General features: G+C 46.5%; 24 protein-coding genes. 20 read left to right on the forward strand and 4 right to left on the reverse strand.

Annotated features, from left to right (window positions below):
• Nucleotides 1-19: 19 nt before the first annotated feature.
• Nucleotides 20-682, reverse strand: coding sequence for a DUF1129 family protein (locus NYE58_RS03835; protein ID WP_341001130.1), 663 nt, complete (start codon nucleotides 680-682; stop codon nucleotides 20-22).
• Nucleotides 683-865: 183 nt separating this feature from the next.
• Here NYE58_RS03835 and NYE58_RS03840 point away from each other — a divergent pair, with 183 nt between their 5' ends.
• The 10 genes from NYE58_RS03840 (at nucleotide 866) to NYE58_RS03885 (ending at nucleotide 8,283) form a co-directional block, all read left to right on the forward strand.
• Nucleotides 866-1,066 carry a hypothetical protein gene (locus tag NYE58_RS03840; protein ID WP_036680885.1) on the forward strand — a complete coding sequence of 67 codons (201 nt, stop codon included), beginning with the start codon at nucleotides 866-868 and terminating at the stop codon, nucleotides 1,064-1,066.
• 618 nt (nucleotides 1,067-1,684) lie between these two features.
• Entirely contained in the window at nucleotides 1,685-1,924 is a 240-nt protein-coding gene (locus tag NYE58_RS03845; RefSeq protein ID WP_341001131.1) for a hypothetical protein, read from the forward strand.
• 348 nt (nucleotides 1,925-2,272) lie between these two features.
• Nucleotides 2,273-2,677, forward strand: coding sequence for a hypothetical protein (locus NYE58_RS03850; protein ID WP_341001132.1), 405 nt, complete (start codon nucleotides 2,273-2,275; stop codon nucleotides 2,675-2,677).
• A gap of 116 nt (nucleotides 2,678-2,793) precedes the next feature.
• Nucleotides 2,794-3,624, forward strand: a complete 831-nt coding sequence (locus tag NYE58_RS03855; RefSeq protein ID WP_076195105.1) for an alpha/beta hydrolase family protein — start codon at nucleotides 2,794-2,796, stop codon at nucleotides 3,622-3,624.
• A gap of 85 nt (nucleotides 3,625-3,709) precedes the next feature.
• Nucleotides 3,710-4,486: a DODA-type extradiol aromatic ring-opening family dioxygenase gene (locus NYE58_RS03860; RefSeq protein WP_076220324.1), complete on the forward strand. Its 777-nt coding sequence runs from the start codon at nucleotides 3,710-3,712 to the stop codon at nucleotides 4,484-4,486.
• Between the two features lie 204 nt (nucleotides 4,487-4,690).
• Nucleotides 4,691-5,788, forward strand: coding sequence for a DUF3048 domain-containing protein (locus NYE58_RS03865; RefSeq protein ID WP_341001133.1), 1,098 nt, complete (start codon nucleotides 4,691-4,693; stop codon nucleotides 5,786-5,788).
• 202 nt (nucleotides 5,789-5,990) lie between these two features.
• The gene (locus NYE58_RS03870; protein WP_036686871.1) at nucleotides 5,991-6,608 is read left to right on the forward strand and encodes a DUF47 domain-containing protein; all 618 of its coding nucleotides are present in this window, start codon (nucleotides 5,991-5,993) and stop codon (nucleotides 6,606-6,608) included.
• Between the two features lie 13 nt (nucleotides 6,609-6,621).
• Nucleotides 6,622-7,614 (forward strand): inorganic phosphate transporter, encoded by a 993-nt coding sequence (locus NYE58_RS03875; RefSeq protein WP_076220322.1) that lies wholly within the window; start codon nucleotides 6,622-6,624, stop codon nucleotides 7,612-7,614.
• Between the two features lie 81 nt (nucleotides 7,615-7,695).
• Entirely contained in the window at nucleotides 7,696-8,103 is a 408-nt protein-coding gene (locus NYE58_RS03880) for a hypothetical protein (RefSeq protein ID WP_341001134.1), read from the forward strand.
• Nucleotides 8,104-8,283: a hypothetical protein gene (locus tag NYE58_RS03885; protein WP_341001135.1), complete on the forward strand. Its 180-nt coding sequence runs from the start codon at nucleotides 8,104-8,106 to the stop codon at nucleotides 8,281-8,283.
• Nucleotides 8,284-8,344: 61 nt separating this feature from the next.
• Here the strand turns inward: NYE58_RS03885 and NYE58_RS03890 are convergent, their stop codons facing one another.
• Nucleotides 8,345-8,668, reverse strand: a complete 324-nt coding sequence (locus NYE58_RS03890; RefSeq protein ID WP_341001136.1) for a hypothetical protein — start codon at nucleotides 8,666-8,668, stop codon at nucleotides 8,345-8,347.
• Between the two features lie 429 nt (nucleotides 8,669-9,097).
• Here NYE58_RS03890 and corA point away from each other — a divergent pair, with 429 nt between their 5' ends.
• Nucleotides 9,098-10,057: a magnesium/cobalt transporter CorA gene (gene corA / locus NYE58_RS03895; protein WP_076136897.1), complete on the forward strand. Its 960-nt coding sequence runs from the start codon at nucleotides 9,098-9,100 to the stop codon at nucleotides 10,055-10,057.
• A gap of 82 nt (nucleotides 10,058-10,139) precedes the next feature.
• On the opposite strand, the gene NYE58_RS03900 is transcribed toward corA, so the two are convergent.
• The gene (locus NYE58_RS03900; protein WP_038568686.1) at nucleotides 10,140-10,700 is read right to left on the reverse strand and encodes a hypothetical protein; all 561 of its coding nucleotides are present in this window, start codon (nucleotides 10,698-10,700) and stop codon (nucleotides 10,140-10,142) included.
• Between the two features lie 429 nt (nucleotides 10,701-11,129).
• On the opposite strand from NYE58_RS03900, the gene NYE58_RS03905 reads away from it, so the two are divergent.
• From NYE58_RS03905 to rlmD, 4 genes are all read left to right on the forward strand, one after another.
• Nucleotides 11,130-11,420, forward strand: a complete 291-nt coding sequence (locus tag NYE58_RS03905) for a YerC/YecD family TrpR-related protein (protein WP_019913624.1) — start codon at nucleotides 11,130-11,132, stop codon at nucleotides 11,418-11,420.
• A 3-nt stretch (nucleotides 11,421-11,423) separates the two neighbouring features.
• Nucleotides 11,424-12,194 (forward strand): sirohydrochlorin chelatase, encoded by a 771-nt coding sequence (locus NYE58_RS03910; RefSeq protein WP_340011898.1) that lies wholly within the window; start codon nucleotides 11,424-11,426, stop codon nucleotides 12,192-12,194.
• Nucleotides 12,195-12,424: 230 nt separating this feature from the next.
• A complete protein-coding gene (locus NYE58_RS03915) occupies nucleotides 12,425-13,321 on the forward strand; it encodes a diacylglycerol kinase (protein ID WP_341001137.1) in 897 nt (298 codons plus the stop codon).
• 59 nt (nucleotides 13,322-13,380) lie between these two features.
• Nucleotides 13,381-14,949: a 23S rRNA (uracil(1939)-C(5))-methyltransferase RlmD gene (rlmD, locus tag NYE58_RS03920; protein WP_341001138.1), complete on the forward strand. Its 1,569-nt coding sequence runs from the start codon at nucleotides 13,381-13,383 to the stop codon at nucleotides 14,947-14,949.
• Between the two features lie 264 nt (nucleotides 14,950-15,213).
• Here the strand turns inward: rlmD and NYE58_RS03925 are convergent, their stop codons facing one another.
• On the reverse strand, nucleotides 15,214-17,004 hold the full coding sequence (locus NYE58_RS03925) for a flavocytochrome c (protein ID WP_341001139.1): 1,791 nt from the start codon (nucleotides 17,002-17,004) through the stop codon (nucleotides 15,214-15,216).
• A gap of 224 nt (nucleotides 17,005-17,228) precedes the next feature.
• On the opposite strand from NYE58_RS03925, the gene NYE58_RS03930 reads away from it, so the two are divergent.
• The 5 genes from NYE58_RS03930 (at nucleotide 17,229) to scfB (ending at nucleotide 23,749) form a co-directional block, all read left to right on the forward strand.
• The gene (locus NYE58_RS03930) at nucleotides 17,229-18,863 is read left to right on the forward strand and encodes a histidine kinase (protein ID WP_341001142.1); all 1,635 of its coding nucleotides are present in this window, start codon (nucleotides 17,229-17,231) and stop codon (nucleotides 18,861-18,863) included.
• Nucleotides 18,838-19,620, forward strand: coding sequence for a response regulator transcription factor (locus NYE58_RS03935; protein ID WP_341001143.1), 783 nt, complete (start codon nucleotides 18,838-18,840; stop codon nucleotides 19,618-19,620). The genes NYE58_RS03930 and NYE58_RS03935 overlap by 26 nt, the downstream gene beginning before the upstream one ends.
• 909 nt (nucleotides 19,621-20,529) lie before the next feature.
• A complete protein-coding gene (ltrA, locus tag NYE58_RS03940) occupies nucleotides 20,530-21,792 on the forward strand; it encodes a group II intron reverse transcriptase/maturase (RefSeq protein WP_036681916.1) in 1,263 nt (420 codons plus the stop codon).
• Nucleotides 21,793-22,082: 290 nt separating this feature from the next.
• On the forward strand, nucleotides 22,083-22,232 hold the full coding sequence (scfA, locus tag NYE58_RS03945) for a six-cysteine ranthipeptide SCIFF (RefSeq protein WP_076098734.1): 150 nt from the start codon (nucleotides 22,083-22,085) through the stop codon (nucleotides 22,230-22,232).
• Between the two features lie 122 nt (nucleotides 22,233-22,354).
• Complete coding sequence (scfB, locus tag NYE58_RS03950) at nucleotides 22,355-23,749, forward strand: thioether cross-link-forming SCIFF peptide maturase (RefSeq protein ID WP_341001144.1); 1,395 nt, start codon at nucleotides 22,355-22,357, stop codon at nucleotides 23,747-23,749.
• Nucleotides 23,750-24,343: the final 594 nt, after the last annotated feature.

Consider the following 24,343-nt stretch of genomic DNA (forward strand, 5'->3'; position numbering starts at 1 on the left):
AAGTTTTCAGCCTAGGTATTTATTTTTTGAAAAATATAAATTTCAGTCCCAACCCCCCAATGATGCACAGAATTAAGCTTACCCACGGGGATATTGTAATGACCGGAAATAACCGATCGAGGAACATGCCGATAAATACAGCAGCTACTGCGATGCCAATATAGATGCCAAGGCTTTTTATATCAAAAGGTTTGGCACTGGGTGCATCGCTTTCCGACAAGGAAGACATCCATTTCATAATGAGTTCAATTAAGATAATGGAGCCTACTCCCACAGCGAGCAGGGTGAAAAGGCTGATCTGTCCGAACATTCCAGGTGAATCGTCAATCCATTGGAAGAAGAGTCCACCGATTGCCAATATCCCAAAAAGACAGGTCAGAGCTGCGCAGGGAATCATCAAGTAATAGTTCCATTTACTGCGCACCGGGCGCCCGGGAACACTGTCTATGATTTCTTTAAAATAATCGTGCGGATTCTCGCCGAATACTTGCTTGGCATTTTTCCCTTTACGTTGTTCCTTCAACAGCAGCTTGGTCGCATCCAGCAAAAGTTCTTCTCCGCGCAGGGGTTCAATTCGACTGGCCCGCACCGCAAGAATCATATCTTCTAAATAGGAGCGATTGAAGGGCGTCAACTGCTCACGCAGGGCGTTATTTTCCTTAATCATATCTTTCACTTTCATAATTTGGATGTAAACCTCCAGTGTTGTTAATCGGTATAGTCTTTAACCTAGAGTATACGTTTGCATGACAGGTCTACGCAAGGACAACCATTTCTATGGCGATATGCATAATCCTTTTAGAAGAGTGAACACTGATAATGTTGTTGCTTGATCAATATAGCATTGGGAAAGGTTGGGAGCTTTATGGAACATGAGAACAAGAAGGAACAGGGAAGATCCATGGGCAACGGTTTCGAGCCTACGCCCAATAATTCAATGGGGGATTGGGGCGGCTCCGATGGATTCAGCATGTGGGATTCCGCAGAAGATGCTCCCGAGGGCTTGCTTAAGGATTGGGAAGGCAGCCATGAAACCCATGAGATGTTTAACGACAGCTACGATTGATTAACAACCCTGGTCATTCATCTCGAAAAAACAATAGAGCAGCAGTCCTCCGATACTGGGGATCGCTGCTCTTTGTTTTTTGGTGGGGTTCTGAAACCCCGGAACCCCGGAACCCCGGAACCCCGGAACCCCGGAACCCCGGAACCCCGGAACCCCGGAACCCCGGAACCCCGGAACCCCGGAACCCCGGAACCCCGGAACCCCGGAACCCCGGAACCCCGGAACCCCGGAACCCCGGAACACCGGAACCCCGGAACCCCGGAACCCCGGAACCCCGGAACCCCGGAACTCCGGGAACCCCGGAACCCCGGGAACCCCGGAACCCCGGAACCCCGGGAACCCCGGAACCCCGGAACCGCAGAACCCCAGAACCCCGGAACCCCGGAACCCCGGAACCCCGGAACCCCGGGAACCCCGGAACTCCGGGAACCCCAGAGCTCCCAGACCCCCGGTTGTCGTAGTATCCACCATCTTTCGGACTCAGATGACGTTATTAGCCAAATTATCGCCTTTTCAACACAGTTTCGGACCCCAGTGAGGCTATTGCTCGAAAAGTAGCTCTTATTTGCTGTTTTACAGGGTGATAGCGGCTATGGGGTCCGATAGAATTCAAAAAGTGTGCTAAATCTGCGAATAGGGTCTTCTGAGTCCTATAGAGCTGCTGAATCCGATGGATTCAGCAGCGGGATTTCCGCGGAAGATCCCCCCGAGGGCCTGCTTAAGGATTGGCATGAAACCCATGGAACCCATGAAACCCATGGAACCCATGGAACCCATGGAACCCATGGAACCCATGAAACCCATGGAACCCATGAAACCCATGAAACCCATGAGATGTTTAACGACAGCTACGATTGATTAACAACCCTGGTCATTCATCTCGAAAAAACAATAGAGCAGCGATCCTCCGATACTGGGATCGCTGCTGTGTGTTTTTTGGTGGGGTTCTCAAACCCAAACCCAAACCCAAACCCAAACCCAAACCTCAAGCACCCCAAACCCCCGGTTGTCGTAGCATCCACCATCTTTCGGACTCAGATGACGTTATTAGCCAAATTATCGCCTTTTCAGCACAGTTTCGGACCCCAGTGACGCTATTGCTCGAAAAGTAGCTCTTATTTGCTGTTTTACAGGGTGATAGCGACTATGGGGTCCGATAGAATTCAAAAAGTGTGCTAAATCTGCGAATAGGGTCTTCTGAGTCCGATGAAGCCGCTGAGTCCGATGAAGCCGCTGAGTCCGATGAAGCCGCTGAGTCCGCTGGAGCTACTGAGTCCGCTGGAGCTACTGAGTCCGATGAAGCTACTGAGTCCGAAGGAACTGCTGAGTCCGAAGGAACTGCTGAGTCCGATGAAGCTGCTGAGTCCGATGAAGCCGCTGAGTCCGAAGGAGCAGCTGAGTCCGATGAAGCTACTGAATCCGCTGGAGCTACTGAGTCCGAAGGAGCTACTGAATCCGATAGAGCTGCTGAATCCCGGATTGGCGGTTTCAATCCACTCGACGTGGGAGCCCCAGAGTCATGTTCATATCTTACGGGATACCCTGTTTGTCGTGCAGACTCTAATGCCCAATACTCCCCGCAGATTATTAAGAATTGCCCCTTGCTGTTGACAATATGAACGAAATCTTTATAATTAGATTATAATTCATACTAAGTTAATCGGAATTCTAATAAATTAAAATAAATTAAATTATAAATATAAATATAATTATAGGAGGATGCGGCAATGGAACGGAATATTGTAATCCGGCATAACGGAGAAGAATTGACGGCGAGCATACATTACCCGAACAAAGAGAAGGGAACCTCTTCGCGTTGCAAGGATAGACTGCCATTAGCCGTGATCTGCCACGGATTTGTGGGGAATCGGATTGGCGTAGACCGGATTTTTGTGAAGGCTGCTCGTGAGCTGGCACAAGAGGGATATATGGTTATTCGTTTTGATTATGTGGGCTGCGGCGAGAGCAGCGGGAATTATGGCGGCGAAGACATGGAATCGATGATCGCTCAGACTAGAGCGGTGCTTGATTACGGAATTAGCTCTGCTGATGTGGACCCACAGCGCGTGACGCTGATTGGCCATAGCCTGGGTGGCGCGGTGGCGCTGCTGACAAGTATTCGCGATCGCCGCGTGAAGAATCTCGTGTTATGGGCCTCTGTTGGTTATCCTTTCAATGATATTGTGAAAATTGTAGGGCGGGAGGCGTATGATCGTGCTGTGAAGAATGGATCAGCCGATTATGTGGGCTACTCGTTTACTCCGGTATATTTTAATTCTTTGGCGGCTTTTCAGCCCTTCCAAGAAGCGAGCAAATTTAGCGGCGATGTACTGGTCATTCATGGCACCTCTGATGATGTCATTCCGGTGGATTACGCTTTTCTTTACCAGAAGCTGTTCTGGACACGTCCCGAAGGACGTTGCGATAAAGAGATCATTTTTCAAGGGGATCACACCTTTTCTTCTGGACCGGCGCAGCAGCAGCTGCTTAAGCGGACTATAGAATGGATGAACGAACAAGAGCATCTGCAGACAGAGTGGCAGAATTGGATGATTTAGGAGAAGGTTTTTATTCGCATTAACTTGCAATAAGCGGTAAAATAAAGATGCACACCATATACTGGGTTATGGAGGTTGGCATCCTATGAAATTACCGTCATTTTTTATTGCGCACGGTTCTCCGCTCCTCGCACTGGAGGATAACGATTATACCCGTTTTCTGGAGCGGCTTGGTCAAGAACTTGAAGCGCCACGCGGTATAGTAGTTTTCTCAGCGCATTGGGATAGCCCTGAACAGCTACTTACCGTTGATGAACTGCACGAGACACAGCATGACTTCTACGGATTCCCTGAAGAAGTTTACACGCTGACCTATCCGGCCCCGGGCGATCCGGCCCTAACAAGACGGATTTCTGAGCTCTTCAAGGATAACAATCTATCACATCAGCCCGTTCTGGGGCGAGGACTCGATCATGGAGTCTGGGTGATACTGAAAAAAATGTTCCCCAACGCCGACATTCCGGTAGTTGCTTTATCCGTCGATTCCCTGCGCTCTCCCAAGGAGCAGTACAATATCGGGCGGATGTTAGCACCGCTTCGTGACGAAGGCATACTGCTGATTGGAAGCGGTGGACTTGTTCACAATTTGCGGATGCTAAGTGAAAGTGAGCAGCCTGAGGATTGGGCACTTGAATTCGATGCCTGGATTGCCAAGGGACTAGAAGCCTGGGATTTGCCTTCACTTTTTGCGTATGAGAAAAAAGCTCCACATGTACGCGATGCGGTTCCTTCTTATGGAAGAGAGCATTTTGCACCTCTCTTTTACGCGATGGGAACAGCGGATGGCAGCAGGAAGGCAGAGCGGATTTTTCAGGCTTATCAGTATGGGACATTAAGTCTTAATTGCTGGAAGCTAGACTAACTGAATGAATAAGAGACCCGCAGGGTGCAGCCGCAATGGCTGTACCCTTTTTTTAATATAAGAATTTATCTATTCCATGCTATAAAATTTCCTTATGCTTGCTATGAAAAAAGGGAGAAGGTGATCAAGACAAATGGGACTGACTGTGATTAAATGGAAGGAATCAGTGAGTTTCATAAAACGTTTAGGAGGAACTACAAGCTTATGAAAGTAAATTGCTCTTCTTCCCGTCTGTTATCTGCCATTGTATTGACCACCCTATTGCTCTCCGCTTGCGGAACACAGAGTGCAAATAATGTGATCACCCCGACACAGCAGCCTACCGCAGAGCCCACGCCTATCGAAACGATTCAACCCTCACCTACTATTGATCCCGCTGCTGAGCTCGTATCCGGATTAACAGGTCTTCCAGTTTCTGAAGACAGTCTTCCACGTCCCTTGGCCGTAATGATAAATAATGCTCCTGCCGCCCGGCCGCAATCGGGGGTTAGTGAAGCAGATATTTTGTATGAGATTCTTGCCGAAGGTGGCATCACACGTTTGATTGGTATTTTTCAGAGCCATACAGGTGTGGTGAAAATCGGACCGATTCGCAGCATCCGCCCCTATCTGCTGGATATTGGCGAGAGCTACGGCGGTGTGACGGTGCATGCCGGAGGGAGTCCGGCGGCTTATGCCATTTTGCAAAAAGAGAAAAAAGAAGATATGGACGAGATCGGCCGTGCCGGAGCTTATTTTTGGCGGGATAAAGCGCGAAAAGCACCACATAACCTGTACAGCAATGCAGCCAAACTGCGGGAAGGTGCCGAGAAAATTGGATTTGCGCAAAGTGTGAAGGTGCCCGGGTATCTTTTTAACAATCCAGATTACATACCGGCGGACGGAGAGAAAGTCGCTGAATTTAGCATAAACTATCTGCTCAAAAGTTATAAAGTTGACTATAAATATGATCCTAAACGTCAGACCTATCAGCGTTATGTGAATGACAAACCTCATGTGGATCTAAATAACGATAATCCGGTGGAAGCGGCCAATGTGATGGTTATAGGAGCCGATCACAAAGTGCTTGATGATGTCGGAAGACTTCAGATTGATGTGGAGCTTGGCGGGGAAGCGTTGCTTTTTCAGCGGGGACAGGTCACCAAAGGCAGATGGTCGCGTGAACCAGGGGATGTGATCCGTTTTGTGAGGGATGGAAAAGAAGAGCTGATGTATCCAGGAATTACCCATATTTTGGTGGTCCCTAATGCACCTTCATTTAGCAGTCATGTGGTATATGGCGGGGCGGATGGTACAACATAAGAAAGTCGGAATATCCAGTGTTATACAGATTTGTGTTCGGAATAATGGGTATGTGTTAATAGAGTGTAAAAAAGTTCATTTCTATAGCTTCTATACCTTGTACGGATATGATAAGATAACAAGGGTTGTCATTCATTTTCATGCTTTTTACATATGAATGGCTCTGTATTCACGGTAATTTTATGTAAAGGGGTTTAAAACAATGAAGTTGAGAAAAAAGGACATATTCTTTGAGACGCTGGAAAATATGGCCGATACTATTGTCCAAGCTGCAGATTATTTTGCTCAGAATATCACTGATCTCCGGAATAATGTCGATAATTTCGCTGCAGAGATGAAAAAGTACGAATCCCAATGTGATACTTACACGCACACCGTCATCAAAGAATTGAACAAGACGTTTATTACGCCGCTTGAACGTGACGACATTATGGACTTGATCACAAGCATGGATGATGTCATCGATGGTCTGGAGGCATCCGCCTCACGTTTCTATATGTACAACCTTCTTGACCCGGATGAATACATTGTACAATTCGCCGAAATCCTTCGCCAGTGTGCTTATGAAATCCAAAAAGCGGTTCATTTGCTCTCCCAGAAGAAATTGTTGGCGATCCGTGAATATACAATCCGTCTGAATGACCTTGAGAATCAAGGGGACGAAGTGCTGCGTATTTGTACTAAGGTCCTGTTCGAAACTGTAAAAGACCCGATTGAGCTGATTAAACGCAAGGAACTGTATGAGCGGCTCGAGACCACTACAGACAAATGTGAAGATGTAGCCAACATGTTGGAATCGATCATCATGCGCAACTCATAAGGGGTACTAGAATATGGAAACATCTATATGGATTCTTGGAATTGTTATATTTCTCGCGCTTGCGTTTGACTTTATCAATGGATTCCATGATACGGCCAACGCAATTGCTACCTCTGTCTCAACACGTGCCTTAAAACCGCGAACAGCAATTATTATGGCAGCACTGATGAACTTTGTTGGGGCCTTGATGTTTACAGGTGTGGCCAAAAAAATCGGCGGAAGTATCACCGACCCGACCTTGCTTGAAAATGGGTTGGATATCATAATAGCGACGCTGATTGCTTCGATTATTTGGAATTTGATTACTTGGTGGCTCGGGATTCCATCCTCATCGTCTCATGCACTGATCGGCGCTTTAGCGGGTGCAGTATACGTGGGGGCAGGCTCAGCACACATCAATTGGGGCGGGTTTGTGGAAATTGTCGAAGGACTGATTTTCTCCCCAATCATTGCGTTTGTTATCGGTTATATTATCATGACCATCCTGAAATGGATCTTTGCTAAGCGTAGTCCACATACGGTCAACAAGGGCTTCCGCTCTATGCAGGTCCTTACGGCAGCGTTACAGTCGTTCACACATGGTACGAATGATGCGCAAAAAGCGATGGGGATCATTACTTTTGCACTCGTTACCTCAGGACGTCAAGAAACTATGGATGTTATCCCTTTGTGGGTTAAGATAGCTGCAGCTACGGCTATGGCGCTCGGTACCTCCATCGGTGGTTGGAAGATTATTAAGACTATGGGTACGAAGATTTTCAAAATCGAACCTATTAACGGTTTCGCGGCTGATATTTCCGCGGCATCTGTTATTTTCTCAGCAACGCTGCTGCATTTGCCAGTAAGCTCAACGCATGCGATCACATCAGCGATCCTTGGGGTAGGCTCTGCCAAACGTTTCTCTGCAGTGAAATGGGGAGTAGCCGGACGTATTGTGGTCACTTGGTTCATCACGATTCCAATCAGTGCGGTGTTATCAGGTCTGATTTTCAAAATCATTTTTTAAACACCCTTTAATGAAGATGTCAGTTAGCCAGTGGGCTGCGGACATCTTTTTTTGATGTTTGGACAGGAGGATGAGTGAAGAATGTACGGTATAAATCCCGTAGAAATGGCGGAAATCGGCGATGGAGGGGGAATGTACGGTATAAATCCCGTAGAAATGACGAAGTTTGGCGTTGGAGGGGGAATGTACGGTATAAATCCCGTAGAAATGACGAAGTTTGGCGTTGGAGGGGGAATGTACGGTATAAATCCCGCAGAAGTGACGAAGTTTGGCGCTGGAGGGGGAATGTACGGTATAAATCCCGTAGAAATGACGGAGTTTAGCGATGGATGGGGAATGTACGGTACAAATCCCGTAGAAGTGACAAAGTCTGGTGTTGGAGGGGGAATGTGCGGTATAAATCCCGTAGAAGTGACGAAGTTTGGCGTTGGAGGGAGAATGTACGGTATAAATCCCGTAGAAATGACGAAGTTTGGCGATAGAGGGTGAATGTACGGTATATATCCCGTAGAAGCGACGAAGTTTGGCGATAGAGGGAGAATGTACGGTATATATCCCGCTGAATTTACCAAATTCGGGGATGGTGACAAAAAGAAGAGCATTATTGCCCTAGAATTGGAGGCACTTCGTCGAAGAAGCAGAAATAAAGGCATAAATGTCTTAGAATGACGTAACCTGACTTGAATGAAGGTGGACCAGCCCAAATTAACTCAGCCCAGTCCAACTTACCTTATTTCAGCAGAATCCAGCGCACCGAAGTCCAGCCCTGCACAAAGTAACCTAGAACAAAATAACTCAGCCCAGTCCGACGTAACACATTCCAACGGAATCCACCGCACCACAGTCCGATCTTGCGCAAAGTAACTAGTACAACCCAACCCAACCCAACCCAACCCAACCCAACCCAACCCAACCCAACCCAACCCAACCCAACCCAACCCAACCCAACCCAACCCAACCCAACCCTTACCTTTCTCCATGTTTTTCTGCCGTCGAAGAATATCGCCTTATTTCCATTATCCTTTCTGCCCGGAACTTTACAGGTAAGATGCAAGAATTGCATCCCAATCCCACAAATCACTACCAGCCCAAAGTAAAACATATGTTACTTACGGTAAATGAACGCGAGGCGATGGACTAAACCTTTTACGAAATCAAGGTCAGTCTGCTTACGATCGAAGGGTTGTTTACCATTCCTAATGAGCACTTTTTCACCAACTAATTAGTAAAAATAGCGATAGTAATTCACAGCTATGAATTCATCTCACTCATAAACCCGATACCGACAGCAGAGAATAAGGACAGCTCGCCCCCAGCGCAACCAACCTTACACAAATGAATCGAGCATTAACGAACGACGAAGCACCAAATGTTTCTTAGTCTAGCTTGAGCGGTGCTGCTGGCTATGTTTTTTGCTTTTTGGAAGAGTTGTCTTCTTGCTGTACAATAGAGGCGTGGAAGAAGATGAAGCGGAGGAACATTTATGATACGTACACTTGTTGTCACACATAAAGGTGAGGTGCTGACAGAGATCCCTCTGCAAAATATCCGGCTGGAGGATTATGCTTGGATATGGGCAGATTTTGCTACGCCTACGCCAGAAGAAACGCTTTTGCTGGATCAATATTTTCATTTTCACCCCTTGGCGATAGAGGACTGTATGCATGTATTGCAGCGGCCGAAGCTGGATCATTACGAGAATGTGCAGTTTTTTGTGCTGCATGCGCTGAATGAGCGGACGTTGGATGCTGAGGAGGTTGACCTATTTTTAAGCGCGAACTTTCTTGTCTCCTATCACCATCAGGAAAAAGCAGAGATGAATGAAGCGTGGGAACAAGTGAAAAGCGAAATACATAGTCGAAAAGGCTGGTCGGGTGGGCCGATGGCAGCTGCATATACGGTGATGGACAAGCTGGTGGATAAATATTTTCCATGTCTCTACAGTTTAGAGGACGAGCTTGCGGATCTGGAGAGCAGCGGCAGCAGTGAGTCGGTGGAGGAATTGATGAGCCAGGTGTTTGGCGTGCGCGGAAGACTCCTCAAAATGCGGCGGACGATTGTGCCGATGCGCGACTTGATGTACCGGATCGTGAATTCACAGCATGTCCAGAGCAATGGCGAGGAACGGATTTATTTTGGCGATATTTATGACCATCTCCTAAAACTCTCCGATATGATTGAGGCTGATCGGGAAATGACAGCGGATTTGCGTGACAGCTACATTTCACTCAATTCCAACCGGATGAATTCGATTATGAAAACACTAACGGTAATCACCACCGTATTCATGCCGCTGACGCTTATCGCCGGGATCTACGGGATGAACTTTGTGAAGATGCCTGAACTAGAGTGGAAGTATGGTTATTTTGGTGTGCTGCTGTTTATGCTGGTAGTTGGTTTTGGGATGTTCCGATGGTTTCGACGGAGTGGCTGGTTTAAGTGAAAATAGAGCAGAAGCGCCAACAGCAAATCTCTTTTCTGCGAGAATTGCTGTTTTTCTGATACATAGCTAGAAAACGTCACCGCTATTTGCGGCGACGTTTTCCGGTGGAAGAAGTAGAGCGCCGGCGAGTAGTTGTAGTAGATTTGCGACGGGGTGAGGTGGAACGCTTTTTTTTGCGGCGATTAGGACTGTACAGGGCGGCATCCTCTTCGGCGGCTAGTGCGCCTGCTGCGCCTTTGTTTTTACCGAAGCTACCCATGAACAGCTTAACCATTGGAGCCATCTGCTGGAAGCCGGACATCACCTTTTGTACTTTACCCATAGAGTTTACGATCCCGTCAATGCCGCCCATACGATCGATGATACCTTTGATTTGCTCCATATTCCCACCAATTCCGCCACCGCCGCCTAAGCCGCTGAGCAGTCCGGCAAGCCCGCCGCTTGCCTTTGTTGCAGCTTCAGCTGCAGGGAGCGCTAGCGCAGTTTCGGTGGCAGCTTCTGCTCCTAAAGCAGGAAGGATTCCGGTCTCACCTGGGAGAGCTGAGGGCGCATATGAACTGAGGCCGGGGTAGGCAGAGGCATTATACGAATCGCTCAGTGAACGCTGATTCCGGCGGGAATGATTATAGTAATGATCAGGCATAATATCACATTCCTTTGTTAGTGGTCTGCTATACTGTATGTCATGGGCGAACATACGGTATAGACGAATGCCCGGGTAATAGGGATAGGAGCGGAAAAGGGCGTATGCCTATAAACAGGTTAAAGTAGTGAAGAAACCGTGTACGAGCTTGATTTTCGGCGCTTTTGTAGTACTATAGTGTAGGCGATAATTCTTATGTAGAGAAAAATACTTGTATTGGGGTACATAAATGGTGTGCGCGTGGGGTGGACGTTTGTCCATCATTTTCGTTCTTTACAGCGTGAAATCGTTAATGCTTGAAAAATGCGCTCCAGTGCAATATAGTAAAGGCAGGATAGTGACATTAGGTTGATGTTTCCGGAGCTAGTTTTGTACGGAGCTTAATCAGAGAAACTAATGCTGATAGAACTTTTAGGGGATGAAAAATTGATGCAACTTAAGAAGTTAAATGATAAAAGTATAGACCAATTATTTGAAGCCATTTTAACATTAAAGAATATGGAAGAATGTTATGTTTTCTTTGATGATTTGTGCACCGTGAACGAGATTCAATCGCTGTCGCAACGACTGGAAGTAGCACGTATGCTCGGCAAAGGCTCGACCTACAATCAGATCGAAGCAGAGACAGGAGCAAGTACAGCTACTATTTCCCGTGTAAAACGTTGCCTGAACTACGGAAATGATGGTTATAAATTAACGCTGGAACGTTTGGGACGCTAATTTATGGTACCGGGCGTACTTATTATCAGTCACGGCTCCCGCGACGAGGTTTGGGTGTCGATTGTGGAAGAGGCCGTAAGCGAATTATCGCTAGATGAAGAGATGCCAGTGGTGGTCTCTTTTTTAGAGCTGGTAGAGGGCCGTCTGATTCAAGATGGAATAAATGAACTGGAACATGCAGGGGTCACAGATATAATTGTGATCCCATTGTTCGTTTCCTCGGGTAGCACACATGTCGATGAAATAGAATATGCACTAGGGGCTAAACCTGCACCTGAACGTGAGACCGATTTAGAGCCGTTCCACGTGAAGGCTAAGGTTCACTATGGTTATCCTGTCGACGATGACCCGGACATCGCTGTGATGATCTGGGACAAGCTCCGTAAGCTGTCTACGGAACCGGAACGTGAGACAATTCTGCTAGTGGGTCACGGCAGCATCTATGAGGGCTTCCGCCAGCGTTGGCAGCAGGGCATCTCTTCACTGGCAGGACGTGTACGTGAGGTGAGCGGCGTAGCAGCTGCCGATTACGGTCTGCTGAATCCGGACAGTGTAAGAAGCAAAGTGGAGTATTGGCAGGAGCAGGGTCACGAGGTTTTGGTGGCGCCGCTTTTTTTGAGTGAAGGTTATTTCACTAAACATGTGGTTCCGAACAGACTTAAAGGGTTAACCTATAAGTATTCTGGCCAGACGCTTTTGCCGCACCCGCTTCTTCCGCATTGGATTGAGAGACAGGTAGAGACACTCCTCGAACAGATTCGAAAAAAGAGTTAAAAAGCTTCCTTTTTAGCCCACTTAATCATGAAAAATAGTGCCCATTTCCGTGGATAATACGGGATTTGCTGCATAGACATATATATAGTTATTTTTGCCTAATAAGGTGTCGTGAATTGTTGTATAATGGAATATTTACGATAAATGTCCTCTGACATTGATTGTAGTGGTCCGAATTAGGTATAATCAATTAGGTTATTCTATTATAAAAAACAGGTGGCGTTCCGGTAATGAAAACTGCGAGATTGATTTATAATCCCACTTCTGGACGGGAAGAAATGAAGAAGCGGCTCGCCGACATTTTGGACCGGCTGGATACGGGTGGCATTGAAGCCTCCTGCCATGCAACGACCGGAGAAGGCGATGCTATGTTAGCTGCTGCGGATGCAGTAGAGCGCGGTTATGATCTAATCATAGCAGCCGGTGGGGATGGCACTTTAAATGAGGTTATCAATGGTATGGCGGAGAAACCTAATCTCCCCCCGCTTGGCGTATTGCCACTTGGGACTACCAATGATTTTGCACGTGCGATGGGGATCCCGAAGAATTGGGAAGATTCCGTTGATTTGATCCTTCGTCAAGAGTCGCGTCCGATTGATATCGGTAAAGCCAATGATCGTTATTTCATTAATATAGCAGGCGGTGGCAGTCTAACCGAACTGACCTATGAAGTTCCAAGTAAGCTGAAGACCATGATAGGGCAGCTTGCGTACTATTTAAAAGGTATTGAAAAAATGGTCAGCCTATCTCCTCAGGAACTAATCATTCGTGCCAATGGGCAGGAGGTTATTCATGATGAGTTCATGCTGTTCCTGATTGCAAATACGAATTCTGTCGGCGGCTTTGAAAAACTTGCCCCAGGCGCTCGAATCGATGATGGTCTGTTAGATGTTATTGCGGTTAAAAAATGCAACCTGGCAGAGTTTGTCCGGTTGGTTAGATTGGCCCTTCGTGGCGAGCATTTGCAGGATAAAAAGGTTGTGTATTTCCGTACGGATGCAATGGATGTAATCTCTCCAGGGCATGTCCAATTGAACTTGGATGGAGAACTTGGCGGAGAGCTGCCGGGTCGTTTTCGGATTTTACCGCAGCATCTGCGGATTTTTGCTCAGAATAATTTGGGTTGATTGAAAGTAAGAGTGTGGGATTATACAGCGATGATAATGAAAGAAGTGAACAATAAATAATGAGTAAACACCGCAGTGGACGCAGCACCAGCCGCCCAGCCGGCAAGGCGCCTGTCGCCGGACTGCCTGTGAATAAAAATGATGAGGTTATGCTCGATATTATCGGCATGACCCATGAAGGCGAAGGGGTAGGCCGCGTAGAAGGCTTTACCCTTTTTGTGCAGGGAGCCCTTCCCGGAGAGAAAGTCCGGGCAAGGGTGCTCAAGACCAAAAAACAGTATGGCTACGCCAAGCTGCTGAATATAGTAGAAGCGAGCAGCGCCCGCATCGCGGCGCCTTGCGAGATCTATGACCAATGCGGCGGCTGCCAACTGCAGCATATGGACTACACTGCTCAGCTGGCGTGGAAACGGCAGCTGGTGGTGGACAACCTGGAGCGGATTGGGAAGCTCCGGGTGAGTGGTGGCGGGGATAGCGGAAAGAGCAAAGAGAATGAAGCTGTTGAGAGTCAGACGGATAGTGCCAACGATGGTGGCATCGTGGATGGTGCGACTGATAGCGCTGGAGTAGCTCAGACAGATGGCATTCTTGTCCGCCCTACACTCGGCATGGACGAGCCTTGGCGTTACCGCAACAAGGCTCAGGTACCAATTGGTGTAACCGAAGGTGGCCTTGTAGGCGGGTTTTACGCACGGGGAAGTCACCGCATCATCGATATGGAAACCTGCTTGATCCAGCACGAAGATAATGATGATGTTGTGCGCAAGGTGAAAGACATCGGCAGAGAACTTGGCATTTCTGCTTATAGTGAAGAAACCGGCCGCGGCCTACTGCGCCATGTCGTTGTGAAGAAAGCTTTCCGCACTGGTGAAATGATGGTCGTCCTCGTAACCAACGGCCGCGACATCCCACACCTGGACGCCTGGCTCGGCAGCATCCGCGAACAGCTGCCGGATGTAGTCAGCATCTGCCAGAACGTCAACACTCAGCGTACGAATGTCATCTTCGGTGGCGAAACCCGCGTCCTGTGGGGCAGAGATGTCATCTATGACTACATCGGCGATGTACAGTTCGCTATCTCAGCACGTTCGTTCTATCAAGTGAACCCGGCACAGACTGAGGTGTTGTACGGTAAAACCGTTGAATATGCCGGACTGACTGGCAATGAAACGGTTATCGATGCCTATTGCGGCATCGGTACGATCTCCCTTTTCCTGGCGCAGCATGCGGCTAAGGTATACGGTGTCGAAATTGTACCGGAAGCTATTGAGGATGCCCGGGCGAATGCGAAGTTAAATGAGATGAAGAATGTAGTGTTCGAGGTTGGTGCCTCTGAGGATGTAATCCCTAACTGGAAAGAGCAGGGGATTACGGCAGATGTTATCGTTGTCGATCCACCGCGTAAGGGTTGCGATCCGCGGTTGTTAGAGACGATTCTGGCGATGAAGCCGGAGCGTGTGGTGTATGTGTCGTGTAATCCATCGACACTGGCAAGAGACTTGCGGGTGCTCGAAGATGGCGGATACAAGACAGTGGAGGTCACTCCGGTGGATATGTTCCCGCATACGGTGCATGTGGAGTCGGTGGCTTTGTTGGTGAGGAACCCTTGTCAAGTAGACACTAAATAATTGCTATAGTTTTAGTGATAGTACCAGAAAAGAAATGGGCAATATTAATTCCACTAACGGAGAACGATAAAAGAGCAGCGAGTTAGACGAGAGTAACCTCTAGGCTCCACCATAATAAACCGCCCTGTTCGCAATGTTGCGAACAGGGCGGTTTGCTATGTCATAGAGGGTAGCTTGAAAGTTAGCAGTCAACCGGCACTCTACAAATTATCTTGCACGTTTTTAAGGCTAACTTATTAATAGAGCAGTTACACAAAAAAAAGTTTACTCTGCTACAACTTGTTTGCCTGCAATCCGGCCGAATGTGAAGATATCAGCGATGGCATTACCGCCAAGACGGTTTGTACCATGAATGACCCCTGTTACTTCACCTGCAGCGAACAACCCAGGGATGACTTCGCCTTTTTCATTCAAAACGCGAGTCTTCTCGTCGATCACCAAGCCGCCCATTGTATGGTGAACGGAGGGTACAGCTTTTTCGATGTAGTAAGGGCCTTTTTCAAGAGATTTCAATCCACCGCGATGTTTGAAATCAAGGTCTTTACCTGTTTTCGCATAATCATTTACTTTATTAATCGTTTCTTTCAAAGTGTTCACGTCAATTTTAAAGAAATCAGCCGCCTCTTCAATCGTATCGGCTTTAATGAGCAAGCCTTGTTTAACGAGTTGATCGTATTCGTCTTGATGAACTTCGATCGTTTTACCAATATCCTCAATGCCTTGATTCCATAATTGATACGTATATCCACCCGTTTGGGCAAGAATTGCTTTAGAAATAACGTCACGACGTTCTAATTCCTCAACGAAGCGCTTGCCTTCTTGGTTAATCAGGATCGCACCATCGAAGCGGGAGTCTGCAACCAGGGAAATAACACCTGTCTCAGGATTACAGATTGGATACGTTTGAATACTCTCCATGTTTGTCAGTTTGGCGCCAATCGTTTCTGCCATAACGATACCGTCACCTGTAGATGCTGGTGTATCGGTAGTCATATATTTTTCATCCATTGTAGGGTTATACTTCTTACGCATCTCTACATTGGATCCAAAACCACCGGTAGCGATGATGACGCCTTTGTTCGCATGGAATGTGATCTTGTCGCCAGTACCCGAAGTCGCAGTTACACCTGTTACTTTGCCGCTTTCGTCCTTCAGCAAGGTTTCGGCTTTCATATTCGTTTTGATCGTGATTTGATCAGCGTCTGTTTTGGCTTTTAACTTAGTAATCAATTCAACACCTGTATGACCTACAGGAATCAACGCACGTTTTCTGGAATGGCCTCCAAATTGGAACAGATGATCAGGTAAGAACTCTACCTTGATATCATCGCGCAGCCATTCGGCAGATGCTAGAGCATTGTCGGCAAGAATACGAACCATCTTTGGATCCCCGAGGTTGTCTCCGCCTTTCATCGTATCATTATAGAACAAGTCAGCCGTGTCATCTGTGATGCCAAGAGCACGTTCAACCCAGTTGTCAGGCGCATTCATCTCACCACCGGAAATCAATGTGTTGCCGCCAACAGCTGGCATTTTCTCGAGCAGAACTACATTAGCTCCAGCGCTCTTCGCTTCGATAGCCGCACTAAAGCCAGCACCCCCGGCACCGATGACGACAACATCATAGGTTTGCTCGACTTCTTCTTTGTCTTTGCTTCCACTGACTGCAGCGCCAGCGACAAGGGTAAGTCCAGACTTCGTAATTGCATCTTGAATGGCTTCGAGATATCCTTTGCTTGTAACTGTAGATCCGCTAATGGCATCAACTTTTGCGCTGTTAGTTGCCATGACCTCTTGCTTGAGCTGCGTATAAACAGGTTCTGCAAGTATTTCATTTTCCTTATGCTCTGTCACTTTAATGTCAGTGATCTTGTTATCTAATAAGGAGACTTTTACTTTAATATCGCCATGTTTACCTTGCCCAACTCCTTCAAAGACTTGAACTCCGTTTGCATCTGCAGCGGGCTCTGCATCTTTACTGCCGCAAGCAGCAAGCGTGAACATAAGACTGAGGACTAGTAGAATAGATAACAGCTTTTTCGTGTGAGTTCGCATAATATCTCCTTCATTCTGTTGTGGATTGGTTACATACACTAGGGAGAGGAAGATTTGCTAGGCAAATCCTTTATCTCTAGCCTAGACATGAATGTTATTTCATGTGAAAATATGCACAAGACCTATTATAGATTTAGTACAGCATTATGTATTTGCACAGATTAGTGTTTTTTTGTCTTTTTCGGGCATGTAAGAAACGGATATTGTGAAGGGCTATGATTACAATGAAATCAATTCACTTAAAAATTACGTTAATCGCAGGAGGCTGCTTCTCGCTGCTGTTCGTTGCATTGCTTGTAACAATATATTTGGAGATGAACCATACGGTTGTCCCTTTGAATAAGAACTTAACGCAGCAAGTGGTTACTGCACGCAGCGACCAGATTGATTATTGGTTTAATCAGCGCATTGGAGAGATAGACATGCTTGCTTCTCTAGCTTCGGACCATCAGTGGACACGAGATGAATTGCTGCAAGAGTTCGATAAGTTCGAGGCGAAGAAGAAAGTAGAGTACGAATCCATACGCGTGGTGGATATTCACGGAAATTCCTGGTCAGCAAGGGACAAGCCTTTTTCGATACTAAACCGACCCTACTATCGAAAACTGCTGAATTCAGATTCCAATTATGTGGTAAGCAATCCGATCGTATCCAAAGCGAATGCAGCCGAAATCGTCGTCATTCTTTATCGCGTGAATCCATCGGTGAATGATGAGGTAGCTTATATTGCCGCAGCCGTCTCCGTCAAGAAGATGAGGGAGATTGCTCAAGATGTAATGCTATATGACCAGTCAGGCCAGCTTATCGTCGATTGCAGAGAGCTGGGTGAAGAAGATGGAGCGGAGGATACAGCAGATAAGAAGAACATGAGTGTATTTGAGGCTCCAATTCAAAATGTGGAAGGCTGGAAGTTAGTACTCAAAGTACCGAATTCAAGTCTATCGTTAGCGGTGATCAAAACCCAGCGGACTGCATTGCTGGTAGGCGTTCTTATCGGTAGTGCGTTTATCGTCTTTCTGGTGCTGCTTGCTTCTTCCATTATTCGTCCAATTCAGTCGCTTCGCCAGGTAATGGAAAATGTGCAGAACGGCAACCAAACCATACGAGCAGATGTTACGCGCTCGGATGAGATCGGCGATCTTGGACGAAGCTTCAATGACATGCTTGTTCAATTATACGCTGTGGAGCAGGACCGAAAGGAGATGGAACTCAGACTGATTCATGAGCAGATCAAGCCGCACTTTTTATACAACACATTGGATACGATCCAGTGGATGGCAACGGAACATGGAGCAGACAATGTGGTGGAGATGGTGGAAGCGCTTAGCGCGTATTTCCGATTAGGGCTTGGCACAGGCAGTCCCTACATTCTGCTTGATCAGGAGTTGTACCATGTCGAGAGTTATCTTCATATTCAAGGTGTGCGATATGAGGAGATTCTGGACTACGAGCTTCGATATGATGAAAAGCTTGCTCAATGCCAAGTCGTTCGCTTCATACTGCAGCCTTTGGTGGAAAATGCGATTTATCACGGGATTAAGCCACTTGGGGATCAAAAGTGCAAAATTTCGATTACAGCATATAAACAGGCCGATGATTTGGTCATTAAGGTTGAAAATAATGGGGTTATGATTCCGGAAGAGAAGCTTGAGCAGATAAATCAAGCCCTTCTTGATGATACATATGATCGTTCTGCCACAGGCTTTGGGCTATACAGTGTAAACCATCGCATTCGACTAGCTTACGGAGTGCCATATGGCCTTGCAGTGAAGAGCGAAGATGGCATTACCGTTATGGTCATTCGAATACCTTTGGACGGGGAGTGGAATGAAGATGTGGAAGATTGTCATCGTCGATGATGAAACGATCATTCGCAAAGGCTTGCGACAATACATTGAGGAGAGTCCGTATCTTTTTGAGGTTGCAGGAGAAGCGAAAAGTGCAAACGAAGCATTGAATATGGTGGAGGAAGCCCCACCACATGTATGTCTTGTGGACATCAACATGCCGAATATGAATGGGCTCGATCTGATGAATATATTGCGCGAACGCTGCCCGTCGGTTCTGGTTGTCATCATCAGCGGGTACGATAACTTTGAATATGCTCGTCAAGCCGTGCAACTGCAAGCATTCGATTATGTATTGAAACCTGTGCCGAAGAGTGATCTGAACAAGCTGCTTCATCGGATCGATGAGCATCTTCAGGTAAAATATCCTTTGCATTCACATGAAGGCAGGGTGGATAAGGAGCGGGAGCTTCCCGGGTATACAGGGGATGGAACAGTGCTTATCCAAAAAGTGACCGAGTATATTGACAGTCATTATCAGGATCCGGAGCTGTCTATTACTCGAGTAGCAGCACTATTTTATATCAACCAAACCTATCTTAGTAAGCGTATGAAGCAAGAAATCGGTGCTTCATTCCTTGACTATGTCACCGAGCTTCGGATATCGAAGGCGAAGGAGATTCTGGATGACGTAATGCCGAATATCAAAATCGGGGATCTGGCCGTGAAGGTAGGGTATAAGAGCCAGTACTATTTTAGTCGTGTGTTCAAAAATAGAGTTGGCTCAAGCCCCTTAGAGTACAAAAAGCATCCGTTCGGTTATGGATAGGAGGGCCATTCTCGTCCCTCTGCAGCACGCCATAGATGCTATGCTCGGAGCCGCCTTCTATCAATACGGTTGGATTTTAAACATGAGCGAGAAGATGAAGTTAAAGCATCCAATTGTGCAATATTTTTATGAACTAAGCCGTCAAGAGCAGATAAACTGTCCGGAAGTGTCTTAGGACTCCTCATATAAGTTTGTTCACATTGTCCACCCACGCATGTATAGAGTGTCGCTCTACTGGTAAGGAAGGATACAGTGCTATGAGATCCTTATATTTATTGGACTTTACGGACAAGTATGAGAAAAAATGTTGTTAAAGAGATGGCATCATTGCCGTCTCTTTTTTGTGTGCGCCCAGCATGGGCGCTATCTATAGGGTTGAAGTCCCGAATGGCGAAGGCAGTAGTAGCCATTAGCTTAAGGCAAGGGTGTCCACCGCGAGGTGGAATCTGAAGGAAGCCAGCGGCAAATCTCCGGTCTGAGGAATACGAACTTCATACAAGGCTAACGTAGGCTGGATGAGGTTGCACAACAAACCAAAGTCCATACTGCCAAAGGCGTACGAGAGTAAATGAAGCAGATAGATGGAGAGGAAGATAGCGTTCTTACCTGGGGAGATCTGTGTGATAGGCGAGTATACTTCGTAACCCTACTTGTGAGAGTAGGCTGAGTGCACAGAAGTCAGCAGACGCCATAGTACGCAAGCTGTTGCAACAGCTGCGGAAGGGCTGAACATGGAATAGGATTTATACATCCAGGCGTTCAAGATGAGCGATGAATGCAGAAAAAAAAAATCCGAAAGGACCTGACTGAAGAAGGAAACGGTGAATCCCGTGGGGGTCTTCAGCAGGGCGGAGTTCATCTTTGGCACAAATGGAAGGTATAAATCACGTAAAGAGAGGTTAAAAAAAAATGTTGGAGCAACTGCTATCACGGGAAAATCTTCTGCAAGCCTTAAAGCGTGTTGAAGCGAATAAAGGAAGTCATGGCGTAGATGGGATGTCCGTAAAATCCTTACGAGAACACATCGTACAAAACTGGCAGACCTTGCGGCATGCCATAGAAGAAGGAACCTATGAACCGAGCCCCGTGCGCCGAGTCGAAATCCCGAAACCCGGTGGCGGAGGTGTTAGGTTACTAGGAATACCTACCGTGACAGATCGAATGATTCAACAAGCAATCGCGCAGGTGTTAACTCCATTGTTTGATCCAGAGTTTTCCGACCATAGCTATGGATTCCGTCCGAAAAGACGAGGGCATGATGCGGTGAGGAAAGCTCGAACCTTTATGAAAGAAGGATATCGATTCGTAGTCGACCTAGACTTGGAGAAATTCTTTGATCGCGTCAACCATGACCGACTGATGATGAAGATTTCGGAGAAAGTGGAGGACAAGAAAGTTCTCCTGCTTATCCGCAAATATCTTCAGTCAGGTGTGATGGAGAACGGGTTAGTAACCCCGACAACGGAAGGTGCCCCGCAAGGCGGTCCACTGAGTCCGTTATTATCTAACATTGTCCTAGATGAGCTCGACAAAGAACTCGAGAAACGTGGGCACCGCTTCGTTCGTTATGCGGATGATTGCAATATTTACGTGAAAACGCTAAGAGCAGGAGAGAGAGTCAAGACAACGGTCACCCGATTCATCGAGACGAGGCTAAAGCTGAAGGTGAACCAAGTAAAGAGCGCGGTAGACCGTCCCTGGAAACGAAAGTTTCTAGGATTTAGTTTTAGTGTGGACAAAGAACCAAAGGTGAGAATTGCGAAGCAGTCCTTACAGAGAGTCAAGGTTCGAATACAGGAGATATCCTCTCGAAAGAGATCGATGAAGATGGAAGAGCGAATCAAGGAACTAAACCACTACCTCATGGGATGGTGCGGTTATTTCTCGCTGGCGGATACCCCAAGTACCTTTCGAGATATGGATAAATGGATACGAAGAAGGCTACGAATGTGCCTCTGGAAGCAGTGGAAGACCCCTAGAACCAAAGTCAAAAGACTTATATCCTTAGGGGTACCTAAGGATAAAGCCTATGAGTGGGGAAATACCCGAAAAGGGTATTGGCGAATTGCAGGGAGTCCAATTCTACAACATGCATTGAATAACCAATATTGGGAAGCCAATGGATTAAAGAGTGTATTGGACAGATACAACTCCTTACGGAATATTTCATGAACCGCCGTATATCGAACGGTACGTACGGTGGTGTGAGAGGTCGGGGGCTAGCCGCCCCCTCCTACTCGATTTCACTTTTTTAGTATTGCCCTGACTCTGGTTCCGGCTACCGTATCCTACGATCACAAGCATGAACGATTGCACGAAAATTAACGTTGATACTTATGTTTAAGCCCTCTCTACTCTGTTAGGTGACGGGCATCATAGACGTACTTGCGTGATGTTGCTACGATGTTCCATGGAAATTAAGTGAAAGTGATCACAAGAAATTACAGAAGGAGTCATTTATCGTGAAAAGAATCGTAACACTGAGCACCCGCAAACTGATGGATACCGCAAAACACGGCGGATGCGGCGCATGCCAGACCTCTTGCCAGTCCGCTTGTAAAACTTCCTGCGGCGTTGCAAACCAAAAGTGTGAAAATGCAATGAACAGATAGGATTCGGAATTTTACCGCCCATTGCTCTGCTGATGGGCGGCTATTTTTAAGAAATGGATACTATCCCTAAAGGATGGCGAAGCCGTTTCTACTTGTGTGCAAAAGGAGCTTGATTAGTAAGTATGATTCATCAATATAAACTAAACGGATACAATATCGTGCTCGATACCTATAGTGGCTCGGTGCATGTTGTTGATGACCTAGCATATGAAATTATAGCGGATTATGAGAAAACTTCTGTCGATCAAATCGTGACAACAATGTTGGATAAATATAAAGATGATTCCAGCATTTCCGAGAGCGACATTCGAGAAACCATCGCGGATATCGAGGAGCTTATAAATGATGGACAGCTTTTTACAAAAGATGAGTATGAGAACCTCTCGCTCGATTTAAAAAAACGGAAAACTTATGTCAAGGCACTCTGCCTCAATGTTGCGCATACCTGTAATTTGTCATGCGATTATTGCTTCGCTAGCCAAGGGAAATACAACGGAGATAGGGCAATCATGAGCTATGAGGTTGGACAAAAAGCTATCGATTACCTGCTTGAAAATTCGGGTCATCATCGTAATCTTGACATCGACTTTTTCGGCGGGGAACCGCTCTTGGCTTGGAAAGTGGTTAAACAGATCGTAGCTTATGCAAGAAGCAAAGAACAAGAATACAAAAAGAAGTTCCGCTTCACCTTCACGACGAACGGGATGCTGCTGAACGATGAGGTCACCGAGTTTTTAAATCAGGAAATGTACAATGTCGTATTAAGCCTGGATGGAAGAAAAGAGGTTCATGACCGGCTTCGCCAAACGGTTAACGGAAAAGGCAGCTACGATCATATTCTTCCGAAGTTCCAGGAATTCGTTCGTAAGCGCGGAGACCAAGAGTACTATGTACGGGGAACTTACACTCGTAACAATGTCGATTTCACCAATGATATATTTCATATCGCAGATCTTGGTTTTGACAAAATCTCGATGGAACCGGTCATCTGTGATCCAAAGGAGCCCTATGCACTTACCGAGGAGGACCTGCCGGAGATATATAACCAGTACGAAATTCTCGCCAAGGAAATGATCGGGCGCGGTGAACAAGGCAAGGGGTTTACCTTTTATCACTACATGCTTGACCTCTCAGAAGGACCTTGCATCCAGAAGAGAATCACTGGCTGTGGTTCAGGGACGGAATATCTTGCCGTCACCCCTTGGGGAGAGCTTTTTCCTTGTCACCAGTTCGTCGGGGATGAAGAATACAGCATGGGAAACCTCTGGGATGGCATCACACAACCGGAGCTGCAATGTCAATTTAAAGAGAGCAACTGCTACTCGAAGCCGGAATGCAAGGACTGCTGGGCGAAACTCTACTGCAGCGGCGGTTGTCCTGCCAATGCGCTGCACGCGACGGGTTCCCTGGTCGGAACCTATGACTTCAGCTGTGACATCTTCCGCAAAAGAGTCGAATGTTCCATGATGGTGAAGGTTGATGAATCCATTAGAGCGATGGAAGAGCAACCTAACTAGTTAACGTAACTGCTTGATAAACTGTAACCGAGAAATAGACACTTTTAAATGAAGTGCTCTTTCTCGGTTTTTTTATTAACTGAAAGCAGATATTACTCTAAAAGAGTTCGCGGCAATTATCGTATGCGGTTTGGGACCGGATCTTGGAAAAGTAAAGATAATTTTATTGATTTGACTGAGAGTAGCGAGATTATAGGGGATTTAGGTAGGATAAGATTATCAGATAGAGAATACATAAAACTCTGTAATTAAGGAGGGGGAAAAGAGCTAGACTGCAATTATTCTAAGCCCTTCTTTACATTAGAAGGGGACATCTTATAAGATTTGTTCACACTGAGTATTCCGACACATGTGGAGTCGGGGGATATGTTGAAGATAGAAACAAATAGTGACATTCAAGAGAGCTAACTATTTTGGATAAGATTAATAGGTTTGTATAAGAATACTTGAGACTTAATATAGGTGCTTTTCTTTTGTATGCTACTGAGCCATTATCATAAAATACCTCTATATCAGAGCAAATCTGAAAGAGTAAAGAATTAACGTAGTAGACCTGTAAGGTAGCGGGCAATCTAAAATATATGAATGTATTCT

The organism is Paenibacillus sp. FSL L8-0708, from assembly GCF_038009325.1.
Taxonomy (GTDB): Bacteria; Bacillota; Bacilli; order Paenibacillales; family Paenibacillaceae; genus Paenibacillus_AQ; species Paenibacillus_AQ odorifer.